Here is a 16391-nt window from a genome sequence, read left to right as displayed (position 1 = left end):
CCTTGACCGGTGCGAATGCAGATCGACTCGCCGATCCCGATCCCCGAGAAGTACCGCGACCTCCCGCCGCCGGAGCGCCCGGGCTACGACTGGGGGAGCATCGCGCCGGTGGCGATCGTCCATCTGCTCCCGCTCGCGGCCATCTGGACGGGCACGCGCTGGCAGGACTGGGCCATGTGCTTCGCCCTCTACTTCGGGCGCATGTTCTTCGTCACCGGCTGGTACCACCGCTACTTCTCGCACCGCACCTTCAAGACCAGCCGGATCGTCCAGTTCATCGCCGCCTTCCTGACCCAGACCGCCTCGCAGCGCGGCGTGCTGTGGTGGGCCGCGCACCACCGCAACCACCACAAGTTCAGCGATCTGCCGTGGGACACCCACTCGCCGATCCAGCGCGGCTTCTGGTACTCGCACATCGGCTGGATCTACGAGAAGAACGCCGGCAACTGCGATTACAACAAGGTCCGCGACCTCGCCAAGTACCCCGAGCTGCGCTGGCTCGACAAGTACTGGCTCGTCCCCCCGACCGTCCTCGGCACCCTCGTCTACCTCACCATGGGCGCCTCGGGCCTCTTCATCGCCTTCGCCCTCAGCACCACCCTGCTGTGGCACGGCACCTTCACCATCAACTCGCTCGCCCACGTGTTCGGCAAGCGCCGCTTCGAGACGACCGACACCAGCCGTAACAACTGGCTGCTGGCGCTTATCACCCTCGGCGAGGGCTGGCACAACAACCACCACCACTACATGGGCTCGACCCGCCAGGGCTTCTACTGGTGGGAGGTCGACATCACCTACTACATCCTCAAGGCCATGAGCTGGGTCGGCCTCGTGTGGGACCTACGACCTGTCCCCGAGACCATCCTCGCCGAGGGCCGCCGCAAGGCCCCGCGGCGCCGCAAGGGCCCTCGACCACCGACCTGCGCGACGCCCTCGACGCCGCCCTCCCCGACCAGGCCTGAGTACCTGTCCCGGGGGACATGTCGAGCTGCAGCGTCGGCATCTATCCCGAGAGACAGAACATACGAGCTGGCCCGAAAGCCAGCTCGCAGTCTTTAACCCTCAGGGCCGCTCTCCGAGCGTCAGCTGCACGCTCGCCCCGCGCGCGAGCCCCAGCGTCAACGTCGTCTGCGCCGGCGCCTGCGTCAGCCCCGGGAACAGGTAGCTGTTCGCCCCCTGCACGTCCTGCCCGTCGACGCTGACGATCTCGTCGCCGACCGCCACGCCCGCCTGCGCCGCCGGGCTGTTCGGCCGCACGTGGGCCACGATCCACTGCCGCTTCAGCGGATCGGCGCCGGGCGCCGCCTCGTGGGTCGTGAAGCCGAGGTCGCCCGCGTACTCGCCGGACGGCGTCCGCCGACGCGCCATGCGGATCGGCGGCAGCTCGATCGTCGACGCCTCGCCCGACAGCGTCGCCGGCAGCGACGTCCAGCTGAACTCGTCCGAGTTCGTCGGCGACACGTAGATCTGGACCAGCCCGGTCGGCGCGTTGCGGAACTCGAACCGACCTGACGCATCGGTCATGTTGGCCTTGCCGTCCTGCGCGCTCGAGCCGCCGCTGCCCGACACCGAGACAGTCGCCCCCGGCACCGGCTTGCCCTCGAGGTCGACCACCGTCCCGCGCACCGTCACCTTCGGCGCCAGCTCGATGCGCACCCCCGACAGCTCCTCCCCGGCCGCCACCTTCACCGTCGTCTCCGCGGCTCCGCTCGACGCGCTGACCTGCACCTTGTACTCGCCCGCCGGCACCTCGGGGAAGCTCCACGCCCCGTTCGTGCGGTAGAAATAATCGCTGCGGCCATATCCGGACGCCGCCTCGCGGATCGCCACCGAGAATTCCTCCGGCGCCGCCCCGCCGCGCAGCGCCACCGTCCCCGCCAGCCGGGCCGCCGGCGCCAGAGTCAGCGTCACCTCGCTCCCGACCGCCACGTGCTCCGCGATCGCCTCGCCGCCGCCGCGACGGTGCGCCCGCAGCGTGTGCTTCCCGTCGCTCAGCTCGGACAGCGTGAAGCGCCCCTCCGCGTCGGTCATGTGGGGCTGCTTGCCGAACGTCCACCGCGTCTCGCGTGACGCCGTCCCCTGGGCCGCGCCCGCGCGATCCACCTCGCGCGCAGCTCCGACGAACGCGTCCGCCACCGGCGCTCCGTGTTCGTCGCGCACCACTCCCGTGATCTTCCCCGAGGCGCTCGCCACCACCAGGTTCACCGTCGCCACCGCGCCCGCCCGCACCTCGACCTTCTCGCCCTGGATGTCGTCGTCGCTCGTCCCCGGCGCACGCAACTTCTCCCAGGCCTTCTGCACCTCGGCCCGGTACTCGCCCTCGCCCACGTGCTCGATGCGGAACGTCCCGTCGTCGGCGGCCGACACCCCGAACCGACTCCTCCCGCCGGTCAACGACACCGCCGCCCCGCGCACCGGCTGACCCTTCGCGTCGCGTACTGTCCCCCGCACCTCCCCGGCAGCCGGCAGCTCGATCCGCAGCCCTTCCACGTCCTGTCCTTTGGGCAAGGTCATTTCCATCGGCTTCGGCGTCGAGCGCGGTGGGTCCCACGCCGACAGCTCCACCTCGTAATTGCCCGGCAAGAGCCCCGCCAGCTCGAAGCGCCCGCTCGCGTCCGTGCTGCCGTTGTACGCCGAGGTCCGCTGCGCGTGCGGCCGGGCCGGATCGGGCTTCGCATCCGCGCGCACCGCGACCTGCGGCACCGGTCGCCCGCGCGCATCGACCACGACCCCGCGGATCGACTGCGCCCGCCGCACCTTCCACTCGAGCCCCGACACGCTGCGGTCCACCACCTTCACTTTCTCGTACGTGTCCTCCGAGACATGTCCGGTGCACCGCACATCGACCCCGTACTCGCCGGGCCGCACCGCTCGCAGATGGAGCAGTCCGCCGTCGATCGCCCCGCGCGTCGCGCGACCGCTCGCCCCGTCGCGCAGCACCACCGAGCCGGACTCGCAGCTCCCCCGCCCTCGATCACCACGCGCCCCTCGACGAAGAACGCCGGGTGGGCCGCGATCACCAGCGGCTCCGACGTCTCGCCCAGCCCCAGCATCACCAGCTCCTCCGCTTGCCCGTACGTCTCGTCGGACACCGCGCTCGGCTTGTACCCGCCCGGCTGCAAGCGATCGAGGCGGAACATCCCCTGCGCGTCCGTCATCGTCGTCGTGTACGAGCTGCCGCCGCTCGACACCTGCATGCCCGCGAGCGGCTCACCGCTGCCCGCGCGCACCACCTTGCCGACCAGCACCGCCTCCGGCGTCATGAACACCTCGTAGAAGTGCCCCGGCGCCACACCGTGGTCGCGCCCGTCCGCGTAGCCGTCGGCCATCGCCCGCACCGCGAGCTCCCCGGCCTCACCCACATCGAGAACTCGCCCTCGGGCCCGGTGACGACGACCGGCTGGCGATTGCCGAGGAGCTGCGCGCCCTCGATCGGCCCGCCGCTCAGATCTTTCACGACGCCGCGGATCTCGACGCCACCGGCCTCGAGCACGATGTCGGCCCCGAGCATTTCCATCCCCTGCCGCAGCTCGACCCACTCGCGCCGACTCGCGCCCTCGCCTTGCGCGTACAGGGCCGGGATGAACCCCGGCGCCGAGCCGACGACCTCGTGACGCACCGGGAACAGCCCCGCGATCCGGTAGTGCCCGTCGCGCTCGCTCGTCGCGCAGTCGGGACGGCGGCGCTCCTCCGTCGTCACCCGCTCCGAAGTCGCCAGCGCGCACACCTGCGCCCCCGCGATCGGCGCCCCGCGCGAGTCCTTCACGAACCCGGCGATCGACGCCCGCGCCCCGAGTCGCGGATCGATCTGCAACACCGCCGCCTCGACCCGCGCCACCGTCACCGCCTCGACCGCCGCTTCCCCGACCTCGCTCGCCGCGACGGCGGCCGCGTCTTCCTTCTCCTCGCGCAACCACCACAGCACCCCCGCAACCACCACCAGGGTCACACCGATCACGACTCTCCCGCGCATCTCGTCACTCCTCGCTCGCGCATCGACGGGTCTTCGGCGCGTCCGCACGCGCCCTACCCTCGCCCGTCCGTATTCCTGCCGCAACGGTCACGAAGGACATGTCCTTCGTGACATGCCCTTCAAGACATATGATTCTCGGTCACGGCGCCTTGCCGGCCGTCACCGGGACGCTCTTTCCGTTCGCCAGGCCCAGCGTCACCGTCGTGCCCTCGAGCACCTGGGTGAGCCCCTGGTACAGATACGAGTTCGCCCCGGTCACGTCCTGCCCGTCGACGCTGGTGATCTGATCGCCGATCTGCACCCCGCTGCGGCCGCGGGGCTGCTCGGGCGCACGTACGCCACCACCAGCTGCCGCGCCAGCGGGTCCGCCCCCGGCTCCGGCTCCTTGACCTTGATCCCCAGCTCGCCGGACTTGTCGCCCTCTTTCACGCGCCGGCGCGCCACCTTGATCGGCGCCAGCTCGGTCACCGACGCGTCGGACGACAGCATCACCGGCATCGACGTCCACGAGAACTCGTCGCTGCCCCAGCTGCGCGGGTACACGTTCACTTGCACCTTCCCGCTCGGCGCGTTCGACACCTCGTAGCGACCCTGCTCGTCGGTCACGTTGCGCTTGTCCTCGTCGTCGCCGCTCGACGACCAGACGCCCGGCGCGGTGACGTAAACCTGCATCCCCGCGATCGGCTTGCCGTCGGTGTCGACCACCGTCCCGCGCACCGACACCTTCGGCGCCAGCTCGATGCGCACCCCGCTGGTGTCCTTGCCCGCGGCCATCGCCGCGTGCGTCTCGGCCGTGCCGCCGCCTGCGGTCACCGACACCTTGTAGTTGCCCGCAGGCAAGTCCGGCACGCTCCACGCCCCGCCGGTGCGGAAGAAGCTGTCGTGGCGGCGATACCCCGTCGCCTCGTCGACGATCGCTATCGAGAACTCCTCCGGCGCCGCTCCGCCGCGCACCTGCACCGTGCCCGACATCCGCCCCGGCGACGCGATCGTCAGCACCACCTCGCTGCCGAGCTCCACGTGCTCGACGATCGCCTCGCCCCCGCCCTTGCGGTGCGCGCGGAGCGTGTGCTTCCCGGTCGGCAGCCGCTCGAGCGTGAACCTCCCGTCCTGGTCGGTCAGGTTTGGTTTTTCAAAAACTCGCCCCAGCGACCCTGACGCACCCCTGCGCCCGCCGACTTCGTCGCGCTGTCCGGCTCGCGCGACGACTCGACGAACGCGTCCGCCACGGGCCCGCCGTCCTCGTCGCGCACGACCCCGGAGATCCGCCCCGACGCGCTCTCGACCACCAGCTTCACCGTCACGACCTTGCCGTCGCGCACCTCGACGCGCTCGCCCTGCACGTCGTCGTCGCCCGTCCCCGGCGCCCGCATCGCCCCCTCGAACCAGCTCGTCTGCGCGACGACGCGGTAGTCGCCCGCGGCCATGTGCTTGAATACGAAGCTCCCGTCGTCCTTCGCCGTGGTCGACTGCCAGTGCACCCCGTCGCTGGCCATCAGCTTGACCGAGCCGATCGGCTGGCCTTTCGGATCGCGCACCGACCCCTGCAGCTCCCCGGTGGCCGGCATTTCGATGCGGATCCCCGTCGCGTCCTTGCCCTTCGGCACCTCCACCACCGTCGGCTTCGCCGGCGTCGCCCGCGGGCTCCGCCACGCCTCCACCGACAGGTCGTAGGTCCCCGGCAGCAACCCCGACAGTTCGAAGCGCCCCTGCGCGTCGGTCTCGGGTCCCCACACGTTCGCGGTCTGGTGCTCCCGCGGCTTGCTCGGATCGGGCTTGAGCGACGCGCTGACGCCCATCTTCGCCACCGGCTTGCCGCTCGCGTCGACCACCACCCCGCGGATCGACTGCCCCCGCGACACGTCCCAGCGCAGCCCCGTCACGCTCTTGTCGACGATCTTGATCCGCTCGTAGCGCTCCGCCGACACGTACCCGCGGCAGCGGACGTTGACCTGATAATCACCCGGCAACACCCCGCGCTTGCGCACCGTGCCGTCGCTCTCGATCGTCATCCACTCGTCGCGCCCCTGCGCCGGATCTTCGAGGTTCACGCTGCCGTTGTCGCAGCCTCCGCCGCCCTCGGTCACGATCTTGCCCTCGATGGTGAACGCCGGGTGCGCCTCGATCACGATCGGCGCCGACGTCTCGCCGAGCCCGAGGATCACCTGCTCCTTCGCCAGCCCGAGCGCGTCGTCGGCCTCGGCGCGCGGCTTGTAGGCGCCGGGCTCGAGCCCCTCGATGCGGAACTCGCCGTTCGCGTCGGTGTACACCGACTTCGGACCGAAGCCCCAGCCGCCCGACACCGCCAGCACCCGCGCGCCCTCGATCGGCCCGCCGTCCTCGCCCGCGCGCACGACCTTGCCGACCAGCACCGCCTCGGGCGTCAGGAACAGCTCGAACTCGTGCCCCGGCGCCACCCCGTCTTCGTGGCCCATCGCATAACCGTCGGCGGTCGCCATGGCGAAGATCGGCCCCTCCTTCACCCACGCCGAGAACGACCCGTCGGCCGCCGTCCAGGTGAACGTCGCGTCGACCGCGACCTGGGCGCCCTCGATCGGCCCGCCGCTCAGATCCTTGACGAAGCCGTGGAGCTCGACGCCGCCGTCCTCGAGCGCGATGTCGATGCCGAGCGCCTCCATCTTCGGCCGCAGCTCGATCCAGTCGCGCAGGCTCGCCCCCTCGCCGTGTCGGTACTTGCCCGGCGCGAAGCCGGGGGCGCTCGCCAGGATCACGTGGCGCACCGGGAACAGCCCCTCGATGCGGTAGTGACCGTCGCGCTCGGTCTTCGTGCAGATCGGCTTCTCCCTGTCCTTCGACGCCAGCTCCTCCGCGTGATTGGCCGCGCACACCTGCGCCCCGGCCACCGGCTGCCCCCGCGGGTCTCGCACCGTCCCGGCCACCGTCGCCCGGTCGGCGAAGCGCGGGTGCAACGCGAGCTCCGGCTGCACCTCCGGCAAGCTCGTCGCGAACGCCTGCGCGGGCGCATCGCCGGACTCTGCCGCCACCGGCTCCGTCGCGCTCTCGGCTCCGCTACGCCACCACCATAACGCGGCCCCCGCCAACCCCGCGACCACCAGCCATACCGGCCCCGATCCTCGCGCTGTCTCGTCGTTGCTCACGAAATACCTATCCTTTCAAACATGCTCGAAGAAGCATGTTCCAAAACCATATCAACGGCGCACCGCCCACGGCGAAAATCTCCCCGCGCACCACGCCGATCCGACCGTCGCCGTGCGTCGCCCCGCGCGGCTCATCCTCCGCGAGCCGCCCGCTCTCCACCTCGTCGCTGCGCGTCGCCCCGCGCGACTCGTCCCCCCGCGCGGCTCATCCTCCGCGAGCCGCCCGCGCTCCCCCTCGTCGCTGCGCGTCGCCCCGCGCGACTCGTCCCCCGTGACCTGCGCGCGCGCGACGCTCCACGACGCTCCACGCTTCGATCGCGTCGGCGAGCGCGAAGTCGATCGCCGGCTCGCCTCGCGGGCCGCGCCGTGAGCATCGAGCCTCGCCCGCCCGCGGACCAGCGGAGCCAGCTTTTCGAGCGAATCGCTGGTGCCGCGCTCGCTCGCGCGGACCCGCACCCACGCTGCCGCGGCCCGATCCATGCCAACTCTCGGACACCGGCCGAGACGGGCGAGGGCAGCCGTTCCCGGCGATGCGCGCTTCAGCGCCGCCTCGTCGTGCTCGCCGCCTCGACGCGACCCGGCCTTCATCCCGAACTGTCTCTTCCGTGGATCTTCGGCCTTCAGCACGCGCGTCTCTCGTCTCGGCGACGTGTCACTCGGGACATGTGATTTTTCCGCTACGCCCGAGGGTCCGCGGATGTTCCCGGGTTTGGGGACGTACGCAGGAGCGGCGCCCACGATCTCACGATCCGTCGCCATGCGATCGCCTCCTTGCGACGCTCTCCTGCGGCTCTGCCCGAGCCTCGCCACGGCGTCTGCGCCGCCCCGACAGCGCCCGGAAATTTCACCGCCGCGATGCGAAGAAACATCTCGTCGGCCCAGAGGCTCGGGCTGCGAGATCGGCCCCCAGGGAGCTCTGGCCCCCAGTTTCCTCGGCTTCGATCCATGACCGCGGCGGCGCCGCCCCGGCGCCGCCGCCCTGGCACCGGGCGATCAAAGGTGCCACCGTCACCGGGGATGAGGGTCATCCACGCCGCCGACCTGCACATCGACAGCCCGCTCCGCGGGCTCGGTCGCATCGAGGGCGCGCCCGTCGACGACATCCGCCTGGCCACCCGTCGCGCCTTCAGCCGCCTCGTCGACACCTGTCTCGAAGACCAGGCCGCCCTCTTGATCCTCGCCGGCGACGTGTTCGACGGCGAGTGGCGCGACTTCAACACCGGCCTCTTCTTCGTCCGCGAGCTCGCCCGCCTGCGCGACGTCGGCACCCGCGTCGTCATGGTCCGCGGCAACCACGACGCCGAGTCCGTGCTCGCGCGCCACATCCCCTTGCCGGAGCACGTGCACACCTTCCCCGCCGAGGCCGCCGGCACCCTCGAGCTGCCCCGCCTCGGCCTCGCCGTCCACGGCCAGAGCTACGGCAACCGCAGCGTCGAGGACAACCTCGCCGAGTTCTACCCCGACCGCCGGCGCGACCTCGTCAACATCGGCGTCCTCCACACCAACGCCATCGGCGCCGCCGAGCACAGCAACTACGCCCCCTGCACCGTCCAGCAGCTCGTGCGCCGCGGCTACGACTACTGGGCTTTGGGACATGTCCACAAGCGGAGCATCCTGCACGCCGACCCGTGGGTCGTCTACCCCGGCAACCTGCAGGGCCGCCACGCCCACGAGTCCGGCGCGCGCGGCTGCACCGTCCTCGACATCGACAATTGAAGATTCGCAGCGTCGCCCACCGCGACCTCGACGTCCTCCGCTGGGCCGAGATCTCCCTCGCCGCCGCCGCTGCCGCCGACACCGACGACCTGCTCGGCACCTTGCGCCTGCGCCTGCAGCAGATCGTCTTCGAGGCCGGCGGTCGGCCCGTCCTCGCGCGCGTCCTCGTCGACGGCGCCACGCACCTGCACGCGCGCCTCGCCGCTCACCCCGAGCCCTTCGCCGCCCAGGCGCGGGCGATCGCGGCCGACCTCGGCGACGTGTGGATCGAGCAAGTCCGCTTCCGCACCCGGCCGCCCGCGGAGACCGAGCACGGCGAGCTGCTGGCGCTGCATCAAGCCCTGCGCGACGAGCTCGAGGCCCTCGCGGCCGACCCGCAGCGCCTCGCCGAATACGGCCCCGCCCTCGCCCCGCTCGGCTCGCTCGTCGCCCCCTACCTCGGCCTGCGCCCCGACGACCCCGAGCACCTCGCCGCCCGCCTCTCCGAGGTCGAGGCCCTCCTCCTCGGCCTCCTCGCCCCCGACCACCCGCACCCGCGCCCCGCCGCGCACCTCCCCGCGCAAGACCCGGCCCCGGTCCGCGCGAGCGAGCACCCCGAGCCCCGGTGAGCCGATCGCCTCTCGCGCCTCCGCTCGCCCGAGGCCCGGCGAGCGCCCGCACTCGCTCGCGCCGCGCGACGTTTTTGCATGTCTCCTGGACCATGTCTGAAGAGACACATTCCGCCCTCTCCGTCCATGGCGCATCGGACATGTCCCCGAGGACAGCCATCGACCTCGTCTCTCCAGCCTCTCGACCCCTCTGCAGCAGCGCCGCGAGGGCCGCCGTCCCCCGATCTCCCCATGCGTTTTGAGCGCCTGACCGTCGAGCGCTTCGGCCACTTCGAATCGCTCGACATCGACCTGCCCGGAGGGCCAGGTCTCGTCGTCCTCTACGGCCCCAACGAGGCCGGCAAGACCACCCTCCTGCGCGCCCTCCACGGCCTGCTGTTCGGCGTCGACGACCGCACCCCTTACGCCTTCGAGTACGACTACCGCGCGATCGCCCTGCGAGCGGTCCTGCGGGACAGCGCCGGCCAGCGCCTGCACGTCACCCGCCTCAAGAAGCGCAAGGACTCGCTGGCCGGCAGCCTGCACAGCGAGGCCGGCGAGGTCCCGCTCGACGGCCCCCGCTTCGCCCGCTACTTCGGCGCCATCACCGAGGAGCTCTACCGGGCGATCTTCGGCTTCACCCACGCCGACCTGCAGCAGGGCTCCGACGTCCTCCAGGTCGCCGGCCTCGCCGAGCTGCTCGGCGGCGGCGCGCTCGGGGGCAGCGCCGAGAAGATCCGCGGCGCCCTGGCCGGCCTCCAGAGCGAGAGCGAGGGCCTCTTCAAGGCCAAGGGCAAGAACCCCGCGATCAACCGCGGCCTCACCCAGCTGCGCGACGCCAAGCTCGCCCTGCGCGACGCCATGTTCGCCCAGCCGCAGTACGCCGCGCTGACCACCAACCTCGCCGCCGCGCGCCACGACGCCGACGCCGCCGAGCACGAGCTCGCCCGCCTGCGCGAGCGCGAGGCCCGGCTGCGCACCTTGCTCGGCGTGTTCGAGGACTTCCACGAGCACCTCGGCCTCGTCCGCGCCCTCGCCGACCCGTCGCTGCGCACCGACCTCGACGAGCCCTCCGCCGAGCGGGCCCGCCAGCGCCACGCCGAGTTCACGACCGCCGACAACCAGCTGCGGGCCCTCGACGCCGAGCTCGCGCGCCTGCTCGCCCGCGCCGACCAGCCCGCCGCCGACCCCGCCCTGCTCGCCGAGGCCGCGGCCGTCGAGCGGCTCGTCCGCCGCGTCGAGGCCGTCGCCGAGCAGCGGCTCGTCGTCCCGCGCGAGCGCGAGCGCCTGGCCCGCGAGACCGACGCGCTCGAGTCTATCCTTGCGACCATGTCCCCGGGACACGCCCTGAAGACCATGTCCGATGGGTCATCCAGCCGCACGAGCTCGACCGCCTGCGCGCCCTCGCCACCCGCTGGCAGCGCGCCCGCCAGGAGCTGATGCTGTCGTCGCGCGGCCTCGCCGACGACGAGGCCGAGCTGGCGGCCCTGCGCGCCAGCGTGGCCGAGCTCGCCGCCGCCGCGCCCGACCCCGAGGACAGCGCCCTGCTCGCCGAGCTCGAGGACGCCCTGGCCCGCCGCGCCGAGCTCGAGCGCGAGGAGCTGGCGCTCGCCCGCCTGCGCGCCGACCTCGACCTCGGCCTGCTGCGCCTGCACCCGCCGCTCGCCGCCGCCGACCTCGCCGCCGCCCCGCTGCCGCGCCCCGCCGAGCTCGACGACCACCACGCCCGCGGCCTCGACCTCGAGCGCGAGCGCCGGGCTGCCCTTTCGGACCTGTCCCGAGAGCAAGACGAACTCGCCCGCGCCCGCGCCGAGTGGGGGCCCTCGCCGCCGCCGACCTGCCCGACCCCGACGCCCTCGCGACCGCCCGCGCCCGCCGCGACGAGGTCTGGCACGAGGTCCGCCGCCGTCTGCACACCCAGGAGGGCTTCGGCGCCCTGTTCGCCGGCGCCGACGCCGACCTCGGGCCCGACACCGCCGCCGCGCGCAAGCAGCTCACGCGCCGGTTCGAACGCGCCCAGACCGACGCCGACGACCTCGCCGACCGCCTGCGCGACGCCGCCGACCAGCTGGCCAAAAAGACAGGCCTGCAGCGGCAGATCGATCGCGCCGAGCAAGACGTGGCCCGGGCGCAGGAGCGGGTCGCCGCGGCCACGCGCGCCGAGCAGCGCTGGGCCGCCGAGTGGGCCGCGCTGTGGCGCCCGACCAAGATCGTGCCCGGCCCGCCGGCGGCGATGATCCCGTGGTACCGCGACGCCGCCAACCTGCGCGAGCTGGCCGCGGAGCAGGTCCGCCGCGAGGAGGTCGTCCGCCGCCTCCGCCCCGGGCTCGAGGAGTTCACCGCCCGCCTGCAGCGCCGCCTCGCCTGGCCCGGCGCCAGCTTGCCCGCGCTCGCCCAGGGCCTCCGCGACCGCGAGCGCAGCGCCCTGGCCGCGCGCGCCCGCCTCGAGGCCGCCTCTGCCCGCCTCGCCGGCCTCGAGAGCGCCGTCGGCCGCGGCCACGCCGCCCACGCCGCCCTCACCCGCGAGCTCGCCGACATCCGCGTCGCCCTGTCCGCCTTGCTCGTCGACCTCGGCCTGCCCGCCGACCTCGAGCCCGACGCCGCGCTCGCGCGCATCGATGCCCTCGAGGACATGTCCCAAAAGCTAGTCAACCTCGAGTCCCGCCGCGAGGCCCTGGCCCGCGGCGAGGCCCTGCTCGCCGGCTTCGACGCCGAGTTCACGGCGCTCCTCGCCCGCCTCGGCCGCCCCGCCGACGATCAGGCCCCCGAGCACACCGTCGACCGCCTCAGCCGCCGCCTCGCCGAGGCCCGCACCGCCGCCGCCGCCGCCGCCCAGGCCCGCGAGCAGGCCGAGGCCAAGCAGCGCGAGCGCGACGCCCTGGCGGAGCTCCGCGCCGCCGCCCAGGCCGAGCTCGCGGCCCTGGCCACCCGCGCCGGCGCCCGCGACACGGCTGAACTCTTGGACATGTCCGAACGGGCACTCCAGCGCGCCCGCCTGCACAAGCGCCAGAGCGAGCTCGCGCTGCGGCTGGCTCGCGCGCTCGGCGACGGCCCCGCGCGCGACAGCTACGACGCCGAGCTGCAGGCCGCCCGGCGCGAGGCCCTGCTCGCCGAGCGCGACGATTTGGCGCGACGGATCTCCGACCTCGATCGCCACCGCACCACCGCCGTCGAGCAGAAGGGCAAGCTCGACAACCAGCTGCAGCACCTCGGGGGTGACCGCGCCGCCCGCCTCAACGCCGAGTGCGAGGCCCTCCACGCCGACCTCACCCAGCACGTCGACCGCTACGTCCTGGTCCAGCTGGCCCAGCAGGTGCTGGCGCGCGTCACCGACCGCTACGCCCGCGAGAACCAGCCCGCGATCCTCCATTACACCTCCGACCTGCTGGCCACGATCACCGGCGGCCGCCACCTCCGCGTGGTCCCCCAGCCCGAGGCCGGCACCCTCGCCGCGGTCGGCCGCGAGGGCCGCCTGCGGCTCCCGAGCGAGCTGTCCCTCGGGACACGCGAGCAGCTGTTCCTCGCCCTCCGCCTCGCCTACGTCCTCGACTACTGCGACCGCAACGAGCCGCTCCCGCTGGTGATGGACGACGTCCTCGTCAACTTCGACGAGGACCGCGCCGCCACCACCTTGCAGGCCCTCCGCGACGTCGCCCGTACCACCCAGATCCTCTTCCTCACCTGCCACCGCCACCTGATGCACCTCGCGCGCCAGACCACCGACACCGGCGCCGCCCTGCAAATCGTAGAGCTCCCCGAGCCGCCCGCCGCCACCCTCTCGCGCGCGGCCGAGGCCTGAGCTCTTTCAGACATGCCCTGTGGGCCATGCCCGATCGAGCATGCCCCAACGGACATGCCCGATCGGCCATCTAGTCAAGGTACATGCGCTGCCACTGCTCGAGCACGATGAGCGACCAGATCCGCAGCGCGTGATCGCGGGTGCCGCGGCGGTGCTCGCCGACGATGCGCGCCACCCCGTTGACCTCAAAAAGCCCGCGCCGCTTGATCACGTCGGGGTGCAGCCAGTCGGCGACGATGCGCGCCTCGGCGGCCTTGAGCCACGCCCCGAACGGCGCCGAGAACCCGAGCTTCTTGCGCTGCAGCACCGCGGGCGGCAGCCACTTGCCGGCGATCGCCCGCAGCACCCGCTTCGACGCCAGCGCGGTCACCCGCATCGACGACGGCGCCGCCGCCATCTGCTCGAGCAACACGTGGTCGCAGAACGGCACCCGCACCTCGAGCCCGTGGGCCATGCTCATGCGGTCGGTGCAGCGCAGCACGTTCTCGGGCAGAAACCCGTGGATGTCGGCGTACCACGCTCGCGCGACCAGATCGCCGAATACAGGGCGATCGAACGCCTCGGCGATGAAGCTCGGCGCCCGCACCTCGGCGATCCGCCGCGCCGTCTCGCGCGCGTAGGGCCGGTCGCGCGCCGAGTCCGAGCCCTTGCCGACCCACGCCGCGTAGCGCTCCCCGGGCGGCAGCGCCAGGCTGTCGAGGAATTGCCGGCCCCAGCGGCGCAAGCTGAGCGCCGTGGTCGGCTCGCCGAGCACCCGCAGCGCCCGCCCGGCCAGCGCGATCGCCGTCGGCGGCACGTGCCCGAGGTGCTCGGAGATCCGCAGCCCCCGGTAGCGCGGATAGCCGCCGAACACCTCGTCGCCGCCGTCGCCCGCCAGCGCCACGGTCACCCGCTGCCGCGCGAAGCGAGACAGGTGATACGCCAGCAGCGCCGTCCACGAGCCGAACGGCTCGTCGAAGCCGGCCACCATCGCCGCCAGGTCGTCGAGGATGTCGATCTTCAGCTCGAGCTCGTGGTGCTGCAGCCCGAAGTGCCGCGCCACCGCGCGCGTGGTGCCGCTCCTCGTAGCTCGCCCCCTCCGGCCCGTAGCCGACGCAGAACGTCTGCAGCGCCGAGCCCCGCCGCGCCAGCGCAGCCACGATCGTCGACGAGTCGAGCCCGCCCGACAGGAACGCCCCCACCGGCACGTCCGACACCGTGTGCAGCTCGATCGCCTCGGCCAGCGTCGGCGCCACCGCCTCCGCCCACGCCTGCACGCTCGGCAGCCGCGGATCCGGCGGCCGCGGCTCGCAGTCCCACCAGCGCGCGATCGTCACCTGTCCTTCACGCCAGGTCAGTCGATGCCCCGGCGGCAGCTGCTTGATGCCGGCGAAGATCGATCGCGGCGGCGGGACATAGTAGAGCTCGAGGTAGCCGTCGAGCGCGGCGAGGTCGAGCGAGCGGTCGACCGCCGGGCACTGCAGCAGCGCCTTCGGCTCCGACGCGAACAGCAGCACGCCGCCCGGCAGCTGGGAGTAATAGAGCGGCTTCTGCCCCAGGCGGTCGCGCACGAGGTGGAGCTCGCGGGTCCGCCGGTCCCACACCGCGAACGCGAACATGCCCCGCAGCCGCTGCAGCGCCGCCGGGCCCTCGCGCCGCCACAGCTCGAGCAGCACCTCGGTGTCGCCGCGCGTGCGCAGCGGGACGCCGGCCGCCAGCAGTTCGGCCCGCAGCGCGGCGAAGTTGTAGATCTCGCCGTTGTAGACGATGACGAGGTCGCCGCTGGCGTCGACCATCGGCTGGGGGCTACCGGCGAGGTCGAGGATCGCCAGGCGGCGATGACCGAGCCCGACGTCCGGCTCGAGGTGGACGCCGTCGCCGTCGGGCCCGCGGTGCCGCAGCGCCGCGGTCATCTGCGCCACCAGAGCCGCGTCGCACGCCCCCGCCATGCCGGCGAGCCCGCACATCAGGACCCGCCCCTCTGCGCGCGCGCGCATCGGCCAGATTCGGGTCGCCAGGGCGGCATCAGGGGCGAGCTTGGCATACTATGGCGCGGCCCGCCTGAAGCTGCCCTCATCATGACCGCCGCGACCGACGCCCCCACCGACGCCCCCACCGTCGAACCCGTCGATGCCTGTCCGGTCTGCGGCGCCCGCGATGCCCGCCCGCTCCTCCCCGAGGTCCACCGGATCGGCGTCGTCCGCTGCCAGGGCTGCGACCTCGTCCACGCCACCGGCCACTACGCCGCCACCTACCTCAGCGAGTCCTACTACGGCACGCGCGCCAGGCAGCGCCAGTCGCCCACGCAGCCGTCGGCCCGCGACGCCGACCGCAAGCGCCGCAACGTCGAGCTCTACGATCGCCTCAGCGGCGGCCGCCTCGGTCGCCCCCGCGCGGGCGCTCGCGCCCTCGACATCGGCTGCGACACCGGCCTCCTGCTCGACGTCCTGCGCGAGCTCGGCTACCGCACCGAGGGCATCGAGCGCTCCCCCGCCGGCGCGCAGGCCCAGGCCGCCGGCCACGAGGTCCACGCCCTCGACATCGAGGTCACCGACCTGGGCCTCGGCCGCTTCGACCTCATCACCATGACCCACGTGCTCGAGCACCTGCGCGAGCCGGTGCGCGGTCTGGTGTGGATCCGCCGCCACCTCGCCCCCGGCGGCCTGGCCGTGATCGAGGTCCCGAACTGGGGCGATCTCCTGCGACCGCTGTGGGGCCGTCGCTTCCGCCCGCTCGAGCTCGGCGATCACATCAGCTTCTTCGAGCGCGCCACCTTCACCGCCGCCCTCACCCGCGCCGGCTTGGAGCCGGAGATCTTGTGGAGCGCCCCGCAGATCGGCACCTCGCTCGCGCCGAGTTTGCTCACGGCTGCCGACCTCGCCCTCGAGCTCCGACGCCAGCTCCGCCCCGGCCACGCCGCCCCGACCGTCGCCGGCGTCGCCGGCGATCGCCTTCGGTCCTCCAAACAGGGCCGGCGTTGGCAGCGCCTCGCCGGGCCCCTGGTCGTCCGCGGCCTCGACAGCCTCGACAGCGCCCTCGGCCCCTGGCTCGAAGGCGTGTTCGGAGCCCACTGCGCCTGGGGTGCAAACCTCGTGGTCGTCGCCCGGGCACACGCGCAGTGAAAAACCCACGGCCCAATCTCCCCACCCTCATCCGGGCTTTGCCGCCCTCGCTTTCGGGTGCTGGGACCCTCGGATCGTGCTTGACTTCCGCTCAGA

The 16391-nt window shown here is 73.0% G+C and carries 11 protein-coding genes and 1 pseudogene; 6 read left to right on the top strand and 6 right to left on the bottom strand.

The features are described from left to right. The first annotated feature begins 15 nt into the window (after positions 1-15). Positions 16-1059, top strand: a complete 1044-nt coding sequence (locus OV079_RS38040) for an acyl-CoA desaturase (RefSeq protein ID WP_267774504.1) — start codon at positions 16-18, stop codon at positions 1057-1059. A 3-nt stretch (positions 1060-1062) separates the two neighbouring features. Here the strand turns inward: OV079_RS38040 and OV079_RS38035 are convergent, their stop codons facing one another. The 5 genes from OV079_RS38035 to OV079_RS38015 form a co-directional block, all read right to left on the bottom strand. Continuing rightward, positions 1063-2868 carry a carboxypeptidase regulatory-like domain-containing protein gene (locus OV079_RS38035; protein ID WP_267774502.1) on the bottom strand — a complete coding sequence of 602 codons (1806 nt, stop codon included), beginning with the start codon at positions 2866-2868 and terminating at the stop codon, positions 1063-1065. Further along, positions 2796-3263 (bottom strand): carboxypeptidase regulatory-like domain-containing protein, encoded by a 468-nt coding sequence (locus OV079_RS38030; protein WP_267774500.1) that lies wholly within the window; start codon positions 3261-3263, stop codon positions 2796-2798. Before OV079_RS38030 ends, OV079_RS38035 begins: the two co-directional genes overlap by 73 nt. After that, entirely contained in the window at positions 3260-3973 is a 714-nt protein-coding gene (locus OV079_RS38025; protein WP_267774498.1) for a carboxypeptidase-like regulatory domain-containing protein, read from the bottom strand. Before OV079_RS38025 ends, OV079_RS38030 begins: the two co-directional genes overlap by 4 nt. Positions 3974-4228: 255 nt before the next feature. Continuing rightward, on the bottom strand, positions 4229-4993 hold the full coding sequence (locus tag OV079_RS38020; protein ID WP_267774497.1) for a carboxypeptidase-like regulatory domain-containing protein: 765 nt from the start codon (positions 4991-4993) through the stop codon (positions 4229-4231). A 98-nt stretch (positions 4994-5091) separates the two neighbouring features. After that, positions 5092-6921: a carboxypeptidase-like regulatory domain-containing protein gene (locus OV079_RS38015; protein ID WP_267774496.1), complete on the bottom strand. Its 1830-nt coding sequence runs from the start codon at positions 6919-6921 to the stop codon at positions 5092-5094. 1188 nt (positions 6922-8109) lie between these two features. Between OV079_RS38015 and OV079_RS38010 the strand changes: the two genes are divergently transcribed. The 4 genes from OV079_RS38010 (at position 8110) to OV079_RS37995 (ending at position 13194) form a co-directional block, all read left to right on the top strand. After that, positions 8110-8808: a metallophosphoesterase family protein gene (locus OV079_RS38010; protein WP_267774495.1), complete on the top strand. Its 699-nt coding sequence runs from the start codon at positions 8110-8112 to the stop codon at positions 8806-8808. After that, positions 8805-9416, top strand: coding sequence for a hypothetical protein (locus OV079_RS38005; protein ID WP_267774494.1), 612 nt, complete (start codon positions 8805-8807; stop codon positions 9414-9416). The genes OV079_RS38010 and OV079_RS38005 overlap by 4 nt, the downstream gene beginning before the upstream one ends. 231 nt (positions 9417-9647) lie before the next feature. After that, a complete protein-coding gene (locus OV079_RS38000) occupies positions 9648-10835 on the top strand; it encodes an AAA family ATPase (RefSeq protein WP_267774493.1) in 1188 nt (395 codons plus the stop codon). 373 nt (positions 10836-11208) lie between these two features. Continuing rightward, positions 11209-13194 carry an ATP-binding protein gene (locus tag OV079_RS37995; protein WP_267774492.1) on the top strand — a complete coding sequence of 662 codons (1986 nt, stop codon included), beginning with the start codon at positions 11209-11211 and terminating at the stop codon, positions 13192-13194. A gap of 70 nt (positions 13195-13264) precedes the next feature. On the opposite strand, the pseudogene asnB reads toward OV079_RS37995, so the two are convergent. After that, positions 13265-15086 (bottom strand): annotated as a pseudogene (gene asnB, locus OV079_RS37990) (asparagine synthase (glutamine-hydrolyzing)). A 165-nt stretch (positions 15087-15251) separates the two neighbouring features. Between asnB and OV079_RS37985 the strand changes: the two are divergent. Continuing rightward, positions 15252-16295, top strand: coding sequence for a class I SAM-dependent methyltransferase (locus tag OV079_RS37985; protein ID WP_267774491.1), 1044 nt, complete (start codon positions 15252-15254; stop codon positions 16293-16295). The last annotated feature ends 96 nt before the right edge of the window (positions 16296-16391 follow it).

Origin of the sequence: Nannocystis pusilla, from assembly GCF_026626665.1 — a bacterium.
Taxonomy (GTDB): Bacteria; Myxococcota_A; Polyangia; order Nannocystales; family Nannocystaceae; genus Nannocystis; species Nannocystis pusilla.
Note: the sequence above shows the minus strand (reverse complement) of the source record. Positions and strands in the feature narration are given on the sequence as shown.